Consider the following 15,264-nt stretch of genomic DNA (forward strand, 5'->3'; position numbering starts at 1 on the left):
GGACGGCTACGGCGCTGTGCTGCCGCGCCGCATCGGCGGGAGGCGGCGCGGATGACGCGGCCGGCGCGCCCCTCGGCCGAAGCGCCGCGTCATCGCCGTCATTCCTGCGCCGTCATTCCTGCGCGGCGTTCGTCGGCTCGGGGTTGAGGAAGGCGTTCGCCGGGACCTGCGCCATCGGCCGGCTCCGGATCACGTTGTAGATCGGGATCGGCCTGTCCTTGCCCTTCACCCGGGCGGGCTGGAGCTCCTCGGTCTCGAACCTGCCCCCGAGCTGCGCGTACGTCGTGTCGCTGATGACGATCTGCCCGGCCAGCGCGATGGAGCAGAGCCGCGCCGACGTGTTCGCCACGTCGCCGATCACCGTGTAGCTGAGCGCCTTCGAGCTCCCGATGTACCCGGCGACGAGCGGCCCGGTGTGGATCCCGATGCCGACCGCGAGCGGCGGCTCGCCCTTCTCCAGCCGCTCGCGGTTGAACTCGCCGAGCACCTCGCCCATCTTCAGCGCGCACTCCACGCTGCGGACCGCGTCGTCCCGGTGGGCGACCGGCGCGCCCCAGAGCGCCATGATCCCGTCGCCCATGAACTTGTCGAGCGTGCCCTCGAACTGGAAGATCGTGTCGACCATCCGCTCGAAGTACTCGTTCAACATCACGACGAGCTCCTCGGGCCGCTTGCTCTCGGCCATGCGCGTGAAGCCGCGGATGTCGCTGTTGAAGACGGTGCACTCCTCGACGTGCTGGCCGCCCTGCTTCACCGCGAGCTGGCCGCTCAGGACGCGCTCGGCGATGTTCGGCGAGAGCAGCCGGCGGAGCTGCTCCCGCGTGACGATCTCGTTCTCGATCTTCTTCCCGAGGATGTTGATCTCGATGAACATCGCCGCCTGGTAGGCGATCGCCGTCACGAGCTCGAGGTCCTTGGGCTGGAACTGCGCGAGGGTCTCCGAGTCGAGCCAGAGCACCCCGAGCACCTCGTTGTTGTGCTGCAGCGGCGCCACGAGCGGGGCGACGATCGCCGAGCTGATCCGGTTCAGGATCATGCTCTTGCCCTTCGACGCCGCGAAATCCATCGCCGCGTCGTGGGTCAGCACCGCGGCGCGCTCGTGCACGACGTGGTTCAGGATCGTCGACGACACGCTGATCGGCGCCGTCGTCCCGTCGCGCCGCTGCATCGCCTGCGGCGTGAGCTCGCCGCTCTCGTTGCGCAGGAAGATCACCCCGCGGTCGGCGCGGATGAACTTGAAGACGCTCGTCAGGATCTTCTCGAGCAGCTTGGTCGTGTCGCGCTCGGCGGCGATCTCGCGGGACAGCTCGTGCGACAGGCGCAGCCGCTCGTAGTCCGCGCGGAGCTGGTTCATGTCGTTCGCGATCCGGTCGAACGCCAGGAACCCCTTGTCGACCGCGGCGATCTGCGTCCCGATCTGTCGGGCCTGATCGTTCACGTCGATGCGCGTGCCCTGCGCGACGTACGATCCGCCGTGCGCCCCCGAGCGCCCCGGCAGCGGCGCCGTCCCGCCAGGCCCCGGCAGCGGCGGCGGGGGCGGCGGCGGCGCGTACGCCGGCGGCCGCGTCACCGGCGGCGCCGCCGGCGTGCCCGCGAGCGGCGCCGGCTGCTGCTGCGGGCGCGCGTACTGCGGCGGAGGCGGCGCCGCATAGCCGCCCTCGCGCTGCGGATGCCCGTACCCGGCCGGCTGCGCGGGCATTCCGCCCTGGTGGTTCACCCCGGGAGGCCAGCCCTGGGCGATCGGCTGGGCGACGGCGGCGCCCGGATCGTCGAACCGACCGCGCGTGGATCCGAGGGCGATCTCGTCCCCGTGCTTGAGCGGCGCTTCGCCCCGGACACGCTCGCTGTTGATGAACGTCCCGTTCAGGCTCCCGAGATCGCGCAGGACGAAGTGATCGCCCCGCTGCTCGATGATGCAGTGCTCCTTCGAGACGATCTTGTCGAGGAGCTGGATGGAGTTGTTCGGGTGGCGCCCCAGCGAGTTCACGGGCCGCAGCTCGATCGCCTGCTGGCCCTCGGCGGTCTGCAGGATGAGGCGGGCCATCGGTTCTGGGAGATTACCCAGCCCGGCACGGACCGACAATCTTTCCGGCCCGCCTTCCGGGGCCGCCCCGGATGAGCGCAGGCGAGCCCGGGCGAATAGGCCGCGCCGCCCCGCGCACACGGAGCGCGGGACACCGCCCGGAGCGCGCGGTCGGGTCGGCCCGCCTGAACAGCGGACCTCGCCATAACTGATCGTATGATCAGTATTTCGTCCATAGTCCATCTGGACGTGGCGCGTAGAACTGCTATGCGCCCACACCCCGCCGCGTTAGTCGGCCGCATGGATTCCGCGTACCTCCTCGCCATCGATCAGGGCACCACCGGCACGACATCCCTCCTCATGGACACGGCGGGCGCGACGCTGGGCCGCGCGACGCGCGAGTTTCGCCAGCATTTCCCGGAGCCCGGGCTCGTCGAGCACGATCCGGAGGAGATCTGGCAGAGCGTTCAGGACGCCGTGGGCGAGACGCTCAGGGCGGCGGGCGTGGCTGGCAGCGCGATCAAGGCCATCGGCATCACGAACCAGCGCGAGACGACGCTCGTCTGGGAGCGCGCGACGGGCCGCCCGATCCACCGCGCGATCGTGTGGCAGGACCGCCGCACGGCGGCGCGCTGCGCCGAGCTCCGCGCCGCGGGCCACGAGCAGGCGGTCGAAGAGACGACCGGCCTCGTGCTCGATCCGTACTTCAGCGGCACGAAGCTCGCGTGGATCCTCGACAACGTGCCGGGCGCGCGCGCGCGCGCCGAGCGCGGCGAGCTGTGCTTCGGGACCGTCGACAGCTTCCTCGTCTGGCGCCTCTCGGGCGACGTCGCGGGCGGCTCGCCGGTGCACGCGACCGACGTCACCAACGCGTCGCGCACCCTGCTCATGAGCCTCGAGTCGCTGCGCTGGGACGACGCGATGCTCGCGATGCTCCAGATCCCGCGCCCGCTCCTGCCGGAGATCGTCGGATCGGCGGGGCGCATCGCCGAGACTCGCGGCTTCCCTCACCTGCCCGACGGCATCCCGATCGCGGGCATCGCCGGCGACCAGCAGGCGGCGCTCTTCGGCCAGGCCTGCTTCGCGACGGGCGACGCCAAGTGCACCTATGGCACCGGGGCGTTCGTGCTGGCCAACATCGGCGATCGCCCGCTCCGGAGCCGCTTCGGCCTGCTCACCTCCGTGGGCTGGAAGATCGGCGCGGAGGTGGTCTTTGCGCTCGAGGGGAGCGCCTTTATCGCGGGCGCCGCGGTGCAGTGGCTCCGTGACGGCCTCGGCCTCATCAAGAGCGCGGCGGAGATCGAGGCGCTCGCCCGCGCCGTGCCCTCCAGCGAGGGCGTCACGTTCGTCCCGGCGCTCTCCGGGCTCGGCGCGCCCTACTGGGACCCGGACGCCCGCGGGATCATCTCCGGCGTCACGCGCGGCACGACCGCGGCGCACCTCGCCCGCGCGACGCTCGAGGGAATCGCGCTCTCCGTGACGGATCTCGTCCAGGCCATGGCCGACGACCTGGGCCACCCGCTGCGCCGGATGCGCGTGGACGGCGGCGCCGCCGCGAACGACCTGCTCATGCAGTTCCAGGCGGACGTGGCGAACGTCGCTATCGAGCGCCCCACCGACCTGGAGACGACGGCGCGCGGCGCCGCAATGCTCGCCGGCGTGGGGGCCGGCCTCTTCCGCACGAAGGAGGACTCGGCCCGCATGTCCCGTGTCGGGCAGAGCTTCCAGGTCGCGATGAGCGAAGCGGATCGATCCGCCCACCTCCGCCGCTGGGCCGATGCCGTTGCCCGCGCGCGGTCGCAGCGTTCCTGAGCACTCGGCGTCCTTCGACCTTGCACCTTTCTTCGACGATTCCCCCGAATTTCCACGCTGATTTCCGCTTGAACCAGGTCTTCCGAAGCTCTCTCCCGAGCCGTCATCGCGCCGCGGCTCGGCGGCCGAACGGGCTTCCGGATCAAGGAATCAACCCTAGGTTGCGAGAGTTAGGCCCAGAAGCCCCCAACCAGCGTAGAGTGCTATGACGACGGCGCATTTCCGTTCAAACTTGGTGCACTTGAACCGAGGCGCGCGGCCAGCCCACCGCCGCCTCGCTGCTTTCGATGGAGACGAGGAGGACATGCCGACTACCGAGAATGCTTCAGCCGGCGGGACGGCCGTTCGCGACATCCCGATCGACTGGGAGGCGCTGGAGGACGCCTTCGAGAACAACGCCCCAGAGGTGCACTCGTACCTGCACCTCGGCACGGGCGACGTGCTGCGGGTCGTCGACGGCGTGGCCGATCCGCAGATGCACGCGCGCATCGCGGCCGATGCCAACTACCTCCGGATCGATCCCGTGAGCTCGCGCGAGCAGTACCGCTGGATGGAGCGCTACATCCCGATGGTGGAAGACATGGAGCTCCAGGCGAAGCTCAGCCAGGCCATCGACGGCAAGGGCGCGTTCCGTCGCTTCAAGGATGTCTTGATGTCCTACGGTCCGGAGCGGGAGCGCTGGTTCGCCTTCCGGAGCGAGCGGCTGCGGATCTTCATGGAGGCGTGGCTGAGCGCGCACGCGCTGAACCCGGTCCCCCGTCCGCTCTGGGTGCCGGAGGTGCCGGCCCGCCCGGAGGCCGCCCCCGTCGCCCCTGCGGCCGAGGCGCCCGTGCGCGAACGAGAGCGCGAGCGCGAGCGCGAGGAGGTGCGGGAACCTCGCCGCGGCGGCAAGAGCGTGGAGAGCCTGCGCAAGAACCTCCGCGACATCGCCGAGGCGCTCGGCCCGCGCGACCTCGACACGCTGACGGCGTTCGCGGAGTTCCTGAAGGCGCGGCGCGCGGCGCGCTCGTTCGCGCACCACTACCAGGAGGCGCCGGGGCCGTCCGACGAGGAGGCCGGTCCTGCCTCGCAGGAGATCGCGAGCGAGTCGCGCAGCGATACGGCGTGAGGGCGCGCTCCCGGCGCCGCGATCGCGGCGCCGGAGCGCTGGCCTGAGGGTGGGAGGAACGAACGGAGGGGAGCGGCGGAGTCGGTCGCCGCAGGGTCTAGAAGTACCAGTCGGTGCGCGCGCCGATGTAGTGGCCGACGTTCGACCCGGCGCCGGTCCTCTGGAGGTAGGCGGACAGCGCCTGCTCGCGGGCGGCGTCGTTGTAGAACGCGGCCGTGTAGATGAGCTTGAAGTGCGGACGCGCGCCGGCGCTCAGCTCGCCCGTGGGCACGAGGGTCGGGACGACGGAGACCTTCACCGCGGTCCCGAGATCCGCCACGCCGTCCTTGCGGCCCTGGAACGAGGCCTCGACGACGGGGTGGAAGTTCTTGTGGGCGAAGATCGTGGCGTTCGCCTGGACCGAGAAGTCAACCTGCTTCTCGTGCGGGCCAGCGGCGGTCGGGGTGACGCCCGCGGGCGCCTCGTAGGCCGCCTTGGTGTAGTGCAAGGTGGCGAGGCCTTCGAGGGCGGCGGCGTCGCCGATCCGGAAGCCGACGTGCTCGACGGCCTCGATGCCGAAGGAGCCCTGGAAGGTGCCCTCGTCGTTCGCGGCGCCCCACGTCTGGTACGTCTTGGCGCCGCCGGCGGCGCCGTTGGCGATGCCGGTGCCGAAGCGAACGGACGTGTCGCTCCAGTTGCCCTGGCCGAGGCCGAGGTGGAGCTTCGCGCCGATGACGCCGCCGAAGTCGGCCTTGCCGTTGTCGGGCGTCGGGATGCCCGAGCCCTGCTTCGCGGCCTGGAGGACGTGCGCCTCGGCGTGGACCTTGACGTGGTGCTTGGCCTCACCGCCGAACTCGAACTTGTAGTTGCCGGCGAAGATCGTGCGGAAGCGCTCGACGTCGATGCCGCCGTCCCCGTTGAGGTCGATGTTGTACGCCGGGGTGGTGGCGCCGAAGCCGCGATAGCCGAGGATGGCGAGCTTCAGGTTCTCGTAGGTGATGCCGCCGCCCTGGCCGCTGAGGTCGTCGAGGTAGAAGTAGTCGCCGATGGGCGCGTACTGCTCGCGGAAGAAGCGCGCGCCGCCCCAGACGCTGAGGCCCGGGGTGAGGAAGTTGCCGGCCTCGATGTACGCCTGGTTGAACTGGACGGTGATCGTCTGGCCGCCGTTCGAGGCGGGCTGCATGAACGGCCCGCCGTACTGCTTCCAGATGGCGAAGGTCATCTCGGACTTCACGAAGAAGTCGTCCGGCGTCGCGCCCTTCACCACGTGCGCGACGAACGACGGCTCGGAGTAGTCGTCCTCTTCGTAACGACCGCCGATGCCGAACCCGAGAAGGTTCATCGACGCGCCCTGGATGTTCTGCCCGTAGACAGACCACGCCATGCCGAGGCGCGAGTACCAGTGCCACTCGAAGTTCTCGCTACCCACGGCGTGGGCCGAGCGCGGCGCCGCCGTGAGGCAGATGGCCGAGGCGGCAACCAGCCCGAGGGCTCGGACTACGGCGCGCCGACCCGCGATTCGCTTGCTGGGAACCGACGACCTGTCTGTCTTAAGTGATGTCATCGAACGACGCTCCTATCCATTCTTGGGAGTGTACTTGGGGTGGTGGGACGTGGTTTGGCCAGGTGGCCAAGCGCGGCAGAGGAAGCGGCCTGTCAAGACAGTCTAAGGTTGGCTCTGTGGGACAGAGCCGCCCGCTGCCACACACGCGGGGCTTGCGGGGGGCACAGTTAACAGGAACGTTCTGTTCATGTCAAAGGTCTCCGAAGCACCTACAGCAGTTTGTTGGCTTCCGCGGCGCGTCATCATGAAGTGACCGAAATCACTTGGTTTCGTCGGCATCGGCGGCTCCTCGGCGCGAGCACCACGGCGCTCTTGACGCACCGCACCAAAACCAGCTCGCGTCAGACGACTCGCGTCGGATGAAGTGCTGCCAGAAGAATTCACGCGGCCGCCGCGCGCATTGCCGGGAGTGCGTCGAGCGCGTGGCGCCGACTGGGTGGCTGCGCTGGCGAGCCCCGGCGACGCGCGCTTTTCTTGCCCCGGCGAGGCCGCGGCGGGCGCCGGAGGGCGCATTGTTTCAGGACCTCGAACACGGCTTTTCGTCACGGGGCGAGGCGGGAGGCCGCCGCGGCGGCGCCTCTCTCTACCGGGTTGAGGCCCGGGCGACCCCTCGCGCCCGCGGAGCCTCAATGACGATCGCGGGCGCCCACAGCGCCGCTGGAGCGGGAAGACCCTGCGCGCGCGCGCAGGGCCGAGCGGCAGGAGGCGATCGCGTGAGAAACGTGCTCCCCGGTCCGCAAGATTACGCAATGCGTCAACAGCGTAGCGCTCGACGCAGGTTCGGAGCGGGCCAGTGTCGATTGCAGTGCACGTGGGTGGACGCGATCGGGTCCAGGTAAGGCGTCACGCGGTCGCCTCGGGTTGCGACCATGTTCTCGCCGCGGCCGGGCGGCGTCGCTCGGGGGACAGGCACGGTCCCGGGCGCGCGAGGTGCAGTGAGGCGGATCGATGTTCGGGAGAGCCGGGCCGCGCTCGGCCCTCAGCACTCTTCCGCGACGGCGCCGATCACCCCGTCGAAGAACTCGACGACGCCGATGCTGTCGATCATGCGGTTCCAACCGATCTCGTCGAAGGGTTCCGGCAGCCCGTGGTTCGTCAGCAGGACGCCGAACAGCTCGCGCGCCGGGTCGATCCACATGAACGTGCCGGCGCCGCCCGCCTTGCCGAACGACGCGGGCGACAGGCGCGTTCCGCCGCTCGAGAAGCGCGGGGTCCAGAGCTCCCAGCCGAGCCCCTTCGGCGCGAGCAGGAGGTTGTTGAGCGGCGAGGTGTCCGTCGCCGCGGCGGTGACCTGGGGAGTCTGGTTCCGCGTCATCCTGTCGGCGGAGTGCGGCGTGAGCACCCGAACGGCGCCGTAGCTGCCGAGGCCCAGGATCATCTGGCAGAAGATCGCGACGTCCATGGCCGTCGAGAACACGCCGTCGCAGCCCGTGATCCCGCCGAGCGCGAAGTCCTGCTCGTCCTGCACCTCGCCGCGCACGAGGCGGCCGCGGCGGCTCGAGTACCCGGTCGCCGCGACGCGCGGCGCGAGCGCCGCCGGCGGGTTGAACATCGTGTCGTGCATGCCGAGCGGGCCCCAGATGTGCGCGCGCGCGAAGGTGCTCAGGTCGGTGCCGGAGACGATCTCGACCAGCCGGCCCAGCAGGCGGTAGGTGAGATCGCTGTAGAGGACAGAGGAGCCCGGCGTGTACTCGAGCGGCGTCTCGGCCATGGCGCGCCAGACCGTCTTGGCGTTGGGCTCGTCGAGGAGCTGGTTGTCGACGGGCAGGCCGGCCGAGTACCGGAGCATGTCGAGGACGGTGACGCCCGACTTCCCGTTCGCGCCGAAGAACGGCAGGTACGCAGCCACCTTGTCGGAGAGCAGGAGCTTGCCCTGCTGGTTGAGCACCAGGACCGCCGTCGCCGTGGCCAGCACCTTCGTGAGGGACAGGACGTCGAACATCGTGTCGAGCGTGACCGGCTCGGTCGAGCCGGCGACCTTGTTGCCGAAGGCCCGGTGACCCACGATGACGCCCCGCCGCGCGATGAGCGCGGTCGCGCCCGGGAAGAGGCCGTCGTTCACGCGGCGCTGCACGCGCGCGAAGACGTCCTCGATGCGCTCCGAGCTCATACCGACCACCTCCGGCAAGCCGGAGGCGAGCACGGTCGTCGTCGTCGCGCGCGCGGACGAGCTGCCGAGCACCGCAGGCGCGATCGCGGTGAGCGTCGCGATGCCGCCGAGTCCCCGCAACAGATGCCTGCGATGAAAAGGACGATCTACGGGATCCATGTGAACAACTCCTTGCGAGGTCCTGTCACGATGCCTGTCGCCGCGCGCCGTCCCGGAGACCTCTCCAGCGACGCTGACGAGAGCCGCGCGCGTCGATGCGTCGATGCGTGGATGACCGCGCGCCGGGGCGGCTCGCGCGGAGTCACCGGCGGCCGTGAGCGGCCCGGCGCCCGGTGTCCTCGACGCCGCGCGACATCGCTGGGAGCCCCGCGCGCCGCAGCCCGCCGGCCGGGCGCCACAGCGCCTTACAGCGGCTCACGAGCGGCGCCCGCCCGCGGTCCCGTGCTCTATCCCATGGCTCCTGGAACGCGCCCTCCAGCGCCGATCGCCGGGATGTAACCCCGACGAATACCCCTACGGATACGGCGCACTGGACCCCCATCCCGCGCGGCCAGCACGGGAGCGCCCGCGCTCCAAGCTGCCTGAGCGAACACCAGGCAACGAAGGAGTATCGCCTGAGTGTTCTTCGAGTTCAAGAGTCAGAATTCACCCACGTTATCGGCCTCTGCCGCATCTGCCTGTCGTGGGTTATCGTGGCGGGTCGGCGCTATCGTGCCTTGTAAGTGGCTGGCGACCGGCGAGCTGCGACCGGCGACCCGTGAAGAGCGACCCATGGCCGCCTCGTCGCGCGCCGCGTCGACGGGTGATGGCCGTTGATCAGCGCGCGCTCCCGCGCTCAGCGCGCGGACACGATGCTGAGCGAGACCCGGGCTCGCGCGTTCTGGTAATACGCGTCGAGCGCCTGGGCGAGCCGCTGCGCCACGTACCAGCGCTTCAGCGCCGGGGCGACGTCCTCGTAGCGCTGATCCTTGAACGGCGTCGCGCCGGAGCGCAGCGCGATCTTGAGCTCGAAATCGCTGGGCTCGAGCATCGGCGCGACCATGCGGTCCAGGTACAGGCTCGCGCGGGCCTGGCGCCGCAGCATCGCGTCGAGCTCGTCGGAGCTCACGCCCTCGGCCGCCGCCGCGGCGAGGAGGCGCGCGCGGCCGCGGGCGCGCTGCTCCAGGGAGATCCGGGCCGCCTCGGCCCGCTGCGCGACCTCGGCCGAGGTCGGCGCGGGCGAGATCGGCAGGCTGGCGAGCAACGTCTCCGCGACGTGCCGGTCGAGCGCGGCGCGGATGTGCCGATCGCGGTACAGCCCGGGCTCCGCGTCGGGGTCGGCGAGCGCCTCGATGCGCGCCTCGAAGGCGAGCTCCCGCTCGAAGATGAACTGAGGGCGGCGCACGCCGCCGGTCTCCGGCGCATGCCAGCGCACGACGACGCGGTCGAGCGCCACGGCCGCCGAGGGCGGCGCCGGCGGCGCGACAGGAGCCTCCTGGGCGCGGGCGCCGCGGGTCACCGACGCGAGCGCGAGCAGCGCGATCAGCGTCGTGGAGATCCCGAGGCGGCGCACGCGAGCAGGCTACCGCAAGAGCATCGCGCCTCCCAGGCGCAACGACAGCTCGCGGATCGCCCGGGCGAGGCGATAAGATGGGGACCATGTACAGGCAGTTCGCGCTGGAGGGCGAGGTCCACGCCGTGCTCGACTGCGTGCCGCTCGCGGTGCGGCGGAAGCTGGACCTCGCGGAGCTCAAGATCTCGCTCGCGGGGTGGCAGACGCTGTCGCGCGCGGAGCGGCTCGCGCTGTGCCACCTGCCGGTGGATACGGACGAGGACGTCGCGATCTACGCGGAGGTGCTCCGCGGCTTCGCGGCCCGCGCCGGGGTCGCCCTCACCCCCCTCGCGGACGCGCCGGTGCGCCGCGCCTCGTGGGACAAAGACGCCGTGATCGCGCGGCTGCGCGACCGGCTCGGCCCGGGCGGCGCGCTCGACGAGGCCGCGCTCGGCCGGCTGGCGGAGCTGACGGAGGAGGAGCGCTACGCTCTCGTCAAGCTTGCGGATCCGAAGCGCGGGCCCGAGAAGCTGCGCGCGCTGCTCGGCGAGCTCGGGCTGTCCCGGGACGCTGGCGGCGCGAGCCTGCCCGGCTGACCTGCCCAGCGGGCGCGAGCCCGCCCGGCCGATGCGGCGATGCGGCGCTCCTCTATCGTCGCTCGCCGCTCGATCCCATGCCCGCCGCGCCGTCCCTCCGCCGTGTCACCGCCGCCGTCGCGGCGCTCGCCGCGGCGTCGCTGCTCCTCCCCGCCCGCGGCGAGGAGCCGCCGGGCGGCGGGGAGCGCGCGGCGGTCCGCGTGGGCCTCGTGTTCGACGTGGGCGGGCGCGGGGACAAGAGCTTCAACGACGCGGCCGACCTCGGGCTCGCCCGCGCCGCGCGCGAGCTCGGCGTGACGACCGAGGTGCTCGAGCCGAGCGGCGCGGAGGACCGCGAGGCGGCGATGCGGCTCTTCGCGGCGCGCGGCTTCGATCTGGTGATCGGCGTGGGCTTCATCTTCTCGACCGACATGGAAGTCGTCGCGCGCGCGTTCCCGGCCGTCCGCTTCGCGTGCCTCGATCTCGCGCCGACGCCGGGCCGCGCCGTGCCGGAGAACCTCGCCGGCCTCACCTTTCGCGAGGAGGAAGGGGCCTTCCTGGTCGGCGCCGTCGCCGGGCTCACGACGACGACGGGGCGCGTCGGCTTCATCGGCGGCATGGACATGCCGCTCGTCCACAGGTTCGAGGCAGGCTACCGCGCGGGCGTGCGCGAGGTCTGCCCCGCGTGCGACGTCAGCGTCGCCTACGCCGGGATGACGCCGGACGCCTTCCGCGATCCGGTGAAGGGCAAGGCGCTGGCGGTGAGCCAGGCCGCGGCGGGCGCCGACGTCCTCTTCCACGTCTCCGGCGCGACGGGGCACGGCGTGTTCGAGGCGGCGCGCGACATGGGCGTCAAGGCGATCGGCGTCGACCGCGACCAGCACGACGAGATGCCGGGGACGGTGCTCACCAGCATGATCAAGCGCGCCGACGTGGCGGTCTTCGAGGTGATCCTCGCGCTCGTCGAGGGGCGCTTCGAGGGCGGGCTGTCATCGTTCGGCCTGGCCGAGGGCGGCGTCGGCTACGTGAACGAGGGCCCGCACGCGGCCGGGATCCCCGCCGGGGCGAGCGCGCGCGTCGACGCGCTCGCGGCGCGGATCGCGCGGGGCGAGCTCGAGGTCCCGTCGCGCTGACGCGCCGCCGCGTTGATCTCCGCGCGGCGGAGCGTCCACGCGGCGGGCGTCAGCGCGGCGCGCTCACCACTTCACCATCACCTTGGGCGGGTTGACCTCGGCCGTGACGCGCGGGACGTCGACGAGCACGTCGAGGAAATCGCTGCCCGACTGGCTCAGATCGAGGTTCGCCGCCTTGGGCTCCACGCGCGCCAGGATCGCGTCGGGGTTGACGGCGCCCACGTCCTCCGGCGTCCCCGTGATCCTCACCTGCACGATGGACGGCGTCACCGTGGCGCGCGGGATCCCGACCACCTCCACCCTGCGATCGAAGGTGCGCGTGGCGAGCTCGCGCCCGATCTCGATCGTCGCCATGACGCTGTCGACGTCGTACGTCACGAGCTTCGGCGGCCGATCGAGGGCGAGCAGCCGCTGGTAGGTGCCCTCGGTGAGCCCGCTGATGTCGAACGGCGCGGTGCGCGCGAGCTGCATCACGTCGACGACCGAGCGCGGGCCGCGGGCGTTGACCATCGCCGGCTCGATCCCGACCGTCCCCTTCACGAGGAACCCCTGCGCGGCGTCCCCCGTGCGCGGCACCTGCACCGGGATCGGGCGCACGATGACGTCGTCCCAGCGGAGATCGATCGTCGGCGGGTAGATCTGCTCGACCGTGAGCCCCGCCGGGACGTGGAACATCGACTTGTCGAGCTCGATGCGCGTGACCGTGCCGTTCCGGAGATCGAGCTGCAGCGTGCCGAGGTCGTCGGCGCGGAGGTCGTCGAGCTGGGTGCGCGAGCCCCGCACCGTGACCGAGACCGCGTTCGGGACCTGGGTCATGAGCTGCCGGTTGCTGGACTCGGGCGGGATGATCGTGACGATGTCGAGCGAGAAGGTGCGCTGCGCGTTCTCCGCCCCGTGGATGAAGGCGTAGAGGCACAGCGCGAACGTGAGCGAGAGGAGCTTGAGGCCGAGGTTGTCGAGCAGCGCCGCGCGGAGCGCCTCACGGAGGCCGGCCAGCGTCATGGCTCATCTCGCGGGGGCATGCCCTCCGCGCTCCCCTTGGATGCGGCGGTCGCCGCGGCCTGCCCCGTCGGAACGAAGGTGCGCTGCGACGGGACCGGAGAGTCGGTCGCGCCCGCCGGGACGTCGACCATGGCCGGCCGGCCGCGCTCCGACGAGGGGCGATCGCCGTCCGGCGGCGCCGGCGCGGCCGCCGCGCTCCGGAGGTCGGCGCTGGACCCCGCCGGGGCGCGCGCCTCGGCGCCCGAGCGCATCGGCGTGGAGGTCGACATCCTCGACATCGTCCGCGCTTCGCCCTCCGCGGGCGGCTTGATCATCGAGGTCGTCTTCGTGATCGGCGCCGCGGGCTTGCCCTCGATCGGCGCGGGCTTGGCGGCGGCGGGCTTGCCGGGCTCGTGGCCCGGCGCGGCGGCGGCGCCGGCCGGGGCGCCCGCCGCGGGGCTGCGGACCGGCGGCGTCGGGAGGCTCGCGCGGCCGCCCTGCGCCACCTTCTTCGCGAAGCGCCGCCGGCGCGACGAGCGGCCGAACAGCCCGAGCAGCGCGTGCCGCAGCGACTGGCCGTCGAGGTTCGAGACGATGTTGCCGCTGAAGCAGAAGCTGATCGTCCCGCGCTCCTCGCTGACCACCACCACGACCGCGTCGGTCTCCTCGGTGATGCCGAGCGCGGCGCGGTGCCGGGAGCCGAGGCTCGCGTCGAGGATCTTCGTCTCGGGCATCGGGAAGAAGACGCCGGCGCGCGCGATCTTGAGATCGCGGATCAGCACCGCGCCGTCGTGCAGCTTGTTCACCGACTCGGGGACGAAGAGCGACACGAGCAGCTCCCGGGTCACGACCGAGTCGATGTGGATGCCGTCGCTCTTGACGAACTCCAGCACGTTCGCGTCCTGCTCGAAGGCGATGATCGCGCCCATGCGGTGGCGGGCGAGCTCGGTCGCGGCCGCGACCACCTCGTCGATGACGCGCGACTGCTGCTCGCGGCCGCTCGTGAACCAGTTGCTGCCGCCGACGCGGATGAGGGCGCGGCGGATGTCGTTCTGGAAGACGACGACCACGATGAGGATGATGGACGAGAGCAGCCACGAGAGGAGGTTGAGGAGCGTGGTCAGGCCGAAGACCTTCGCCCCGAGGTAGATGAGAAAGACGATGCCGAGCCCGAGGCCCATCTGCATCGCGCGCGTCCCGCGCAGCACGAGCAGCGCGCGGTAGACGACGTAGGCGACGATGAAGATGTCGACGAGGTCCCGGGCGACCTGCGTCACCGGCCTCGCCGCGAAGAGGCGGAGGAACCCGTCAGTCATCGGCGCGCGCCCCCTCGCTCAGGGGAGCACCGGGGCGCCGGCGGCCGCCCGGGCCGGCGCGCTCGATCGCGCGCATCACGTCGAACGCCTGGCGCACCGGGCCGACGTCGTGGACGCGGACCGCCGCGGCGCCGCGCGCCGCGCACGCGAGCGCGGCCGCGACGGTGCCGCCGAGCCGCTCGGAGGGCGGCGCGAGCGCGTCGCCGCCGGCCGCGCCGCGCTCGGAGGCCGCGGCGCGCGCGAGGAACGACTTGCGGCTCGGCCCGACGAGCACCGGGAAGCCGAGCGCGCACAGCTCATCGAGCCGGGCGCACAGCTCGATCGACTGCCGCGCGTTCTTGGCGAAGCCGAGGCCCGGATCGAGGACGAGCTCGCCCTCGGGCAGGCCCGCGTCGAGCGCGCGCGCGGCGGCGATGGACCACTCGCGCGCCACGTCGGCGACGACGTCGCGGTACGCGTCGTCCGGGTATGCGGAGAAGCCGGCCATCGCCGACATCGGGCCGCGGCTGTGCATGAGCACGAGCGACGCGCCCCGGCGCGCGCAGAGCGCGCCGAGCTCTGCCGCGCTGTCGAGCGAGATCGTGTTGACCACCGCCGCGCCGTCGTCGAGCGCGCGCGCCGCGACGGCAGGAGAGGTCGTGTCGATCGAGACGATGGCCCCCCTCTTCACCGCGTCGCGCACGCTCCCGCCGATGCGCGCGATCTGCTCGTCGTCAGGCACCGGCTGCGCCCCCGGTCGCGTCGATTCCGCGCCGATGTCGATCATGTCCGCCCCCTCGGAGAGCATCGCATCGATCTGGGCGAGCGCCGTCTGTTCATTCTCGAAGCGACCGCCATCCGAGAACGAGTCCGGCGTGCGGTTGAGGACCCCCATGATCACCACGCTCCTGCGGCGTTCGAGCAGCATGCGCAGCGGGGACATTTCCTGTGGGTAGCAACTTTTGCGCCGAACGGCAATTGTCTGCTCCGATCGATGTTTTCCGGGAGCAATTGGAACATCGCGAGGGCGTCCGGGCGCGGCGCTCCAGCGTACGGTGGGCGCGCGCCGGTGTTGGACGACGCGCCGCCATCAACATTCGGCCGCGCGTCCGGCTTCCAGGGCGCTGCCTCTCGTTCGGGGCGGCCCCTCGTC

Annotated in this window: 11 protein-coding genes; 4 read left to right on the forward strand and 7 right to left on the reverse strand. The window is 71.7% G+C overall.

Annotated features, from left to right (window positions below; all coding sequences use genetic code 11):
• Nucleotides 1–112: 112 nt before the first annotated feature.
• Nucleotides 113–2,044 carry an adenylate/guanylate cyclase domain-containing protein gene (locus WME96_RS39495; RefSeq protein WP_437286723.1) on the reverse strand — a complete coding sequence of 644 codons (1,932 nt, stop codon included), beginning with the start codon at nt 2,042–2,044 and terminating at the stop codon, nt 113–115.
• Nucleotides 2,045–2,323: 279 nt separating this feature from the next.
• Between WME96_RS39495 and glpK the strand changes: the two genes are divergently transcribed.
• Together glpK and WME96_RS39505 are read left to right on the forward strand one after the other, a co-directional pair.
• Nucleotides 2,324–3,835 carry a glycerol kinase GlpK gene (gene glpK / locus WME96_RS39500; RefSeq protein ID WP_437286724.1) on the forward strand — a complete coding sequence of 504 codons (1,512 nt, stop codon included), beginning with the start codon at nt 2,324–2,326 and terminating at the stop codon, nt 3,833–3,835.
• 304 nt (nt 3,836–4,139) lie between these two features.
• Complete coding sequence (locus WME96_RS39505) at nt 4,140–4,943, forward strand: UPF0158 family protein (RefSeq protein ID WP_437286725.1); 804 nt, start codon at nt 4,140–4,142, stop codon at nt 4,941–4,943.
• Between the two features lie 97 nt (nt 4,944–5,040).
• Here the strand turns inward: WME96_RS39505 and WME96_RS39510 are convergent, their stop codons facing one another.
• The 3 genes from WME96_RS39510 to WME96_RS39520 form a co-directional block, all read right to left on the reverse strand.
• Nucleotides 5,041–6,351 (reverse strand): carbohydrate porin, encoded by a 1,311-nt coding sequence (locus tag WME96_RS39510; RefSeq protein WP_437286726.1) that lies wholly within the window; start codon nt 6,349–6,351, stop codon nt 5,041–5,043.
• A gap of 1,114 nt (nt 6,352–7,465) precedes the next feature.
• Complete coding sequence (locus WME96_RS39515; RefSeq protein ID WP_437286727.1) at nt 7,466–8,716, reverse strand: serine hydrolase domain-containing protein; 1,251 nt, start codon at nt 8,714–8,716, stop codon at nt 7,466–7,468.
• 715 nt (nt 8,717–9,431) lie between these two features.
• Nucleotides 9,432–10,148 carry a hypothetical protein gene (locus WME96_RS39520; protein ID WP_437286728.1) on the reverse strand — a complete coding sequence of 239 codons (717 nt, stop codon included), beginning with the start codon at nt 10,146–10,148 and terminating at the stop codon, nt 9,432–9,434.
• An 86-nt stretch (nt 10,149–10,234) separates the two neighbouring features.
• Here WME96_RS39520 and WME96_RS39525 point away from each other — a divergent pair, with 86 nt between their 5' ends.
• Both WME96_RS39525 and WME96_RS39530 read left to right on the forward strand, forming a co-directional pair.
• Nucleotides 10,235–10,723: a nitrate reductase associated protein gene (locus WME96_RS39525; RefSeq protein WP_437286729.1), complete on the forward strand. Its 489-nt coding sequence runs from the start codon at nt 10,235–10,237 to the stop codon at nt 10,721–10,723.
• 77 nt (nt 10,724–10,800) lie between these two features.
• Nucleotides 10,801–11,835: a BMP family lipoprotein gene (locus WME96_RS39530; protein ID WP_437286730.1), complete on the forward strand. Its 1,035-nt coding sequence runs from the start codon at nt 10,801–10,803 to the stop codon at nt 11,833–11,835.
• Nucleotides 11,836–11,898: 63 nt separating this feature from the next.
• Here WME96_RS39530 and WME96_RS39535 read toward each other — a convergent pair whose 3' ends face one another.
• The 3 genes from WME96_RS39535 to folP are packed head-to-tail and all read right to left on the reverse strand — an operon-like array spanning nt 11,899 to nt 15,054.
• A complete protein-coding gene (locus WME96_RS39535; protein ID WP_437286731.1) occupies nt 11,899–12,837 on the reverse strand; it encodes a CdaR family protein in 939 nt (312 codons plus the stop codon).
• The gene (cdaA, locus tag WME96_RS39540; RefSeq protein ID WP_437286732.1) at nt 12,834–14,132 is read right to left on the reverse strand and encodes a diadenylate cyclase CdaA; all 1,299 of its coding nucleotides are present in this window, start codon (nt 14,130–14,132) and stop codon (nt 12,834–12,836) included. Before cdaA ends, WME96_RS39535 begins: the two co-directional genes overlap by 4 nt.
• Nucleotides 14,125–15,054: a dihydropteroate synthase gene (folP, locus tag WME96_RS39545; protein WP_437286733.1), complete on the reverse strand. Its 930-nt coding sequence runs from the start codon at nt 15,052–15,054 to the stop codon at nt 14,125–14,127. The genes cdaA and folP overlap by 8 nt, the downstream gene beginning before the upstream one ends.
• Nucleotides 15,055–15,264 lie beyond the last annotated feature (210 nt).

The sequence above is a fragment of the Sorangium sp. So ce406 genome (assembly GCF_051474675.1).
Classification (GTDB): Bacteria; Myxococcota_A; Polyangia; order Polyangiales; family Polyangiaceae; genus Sorangium; species Sorangium cellulosum_G.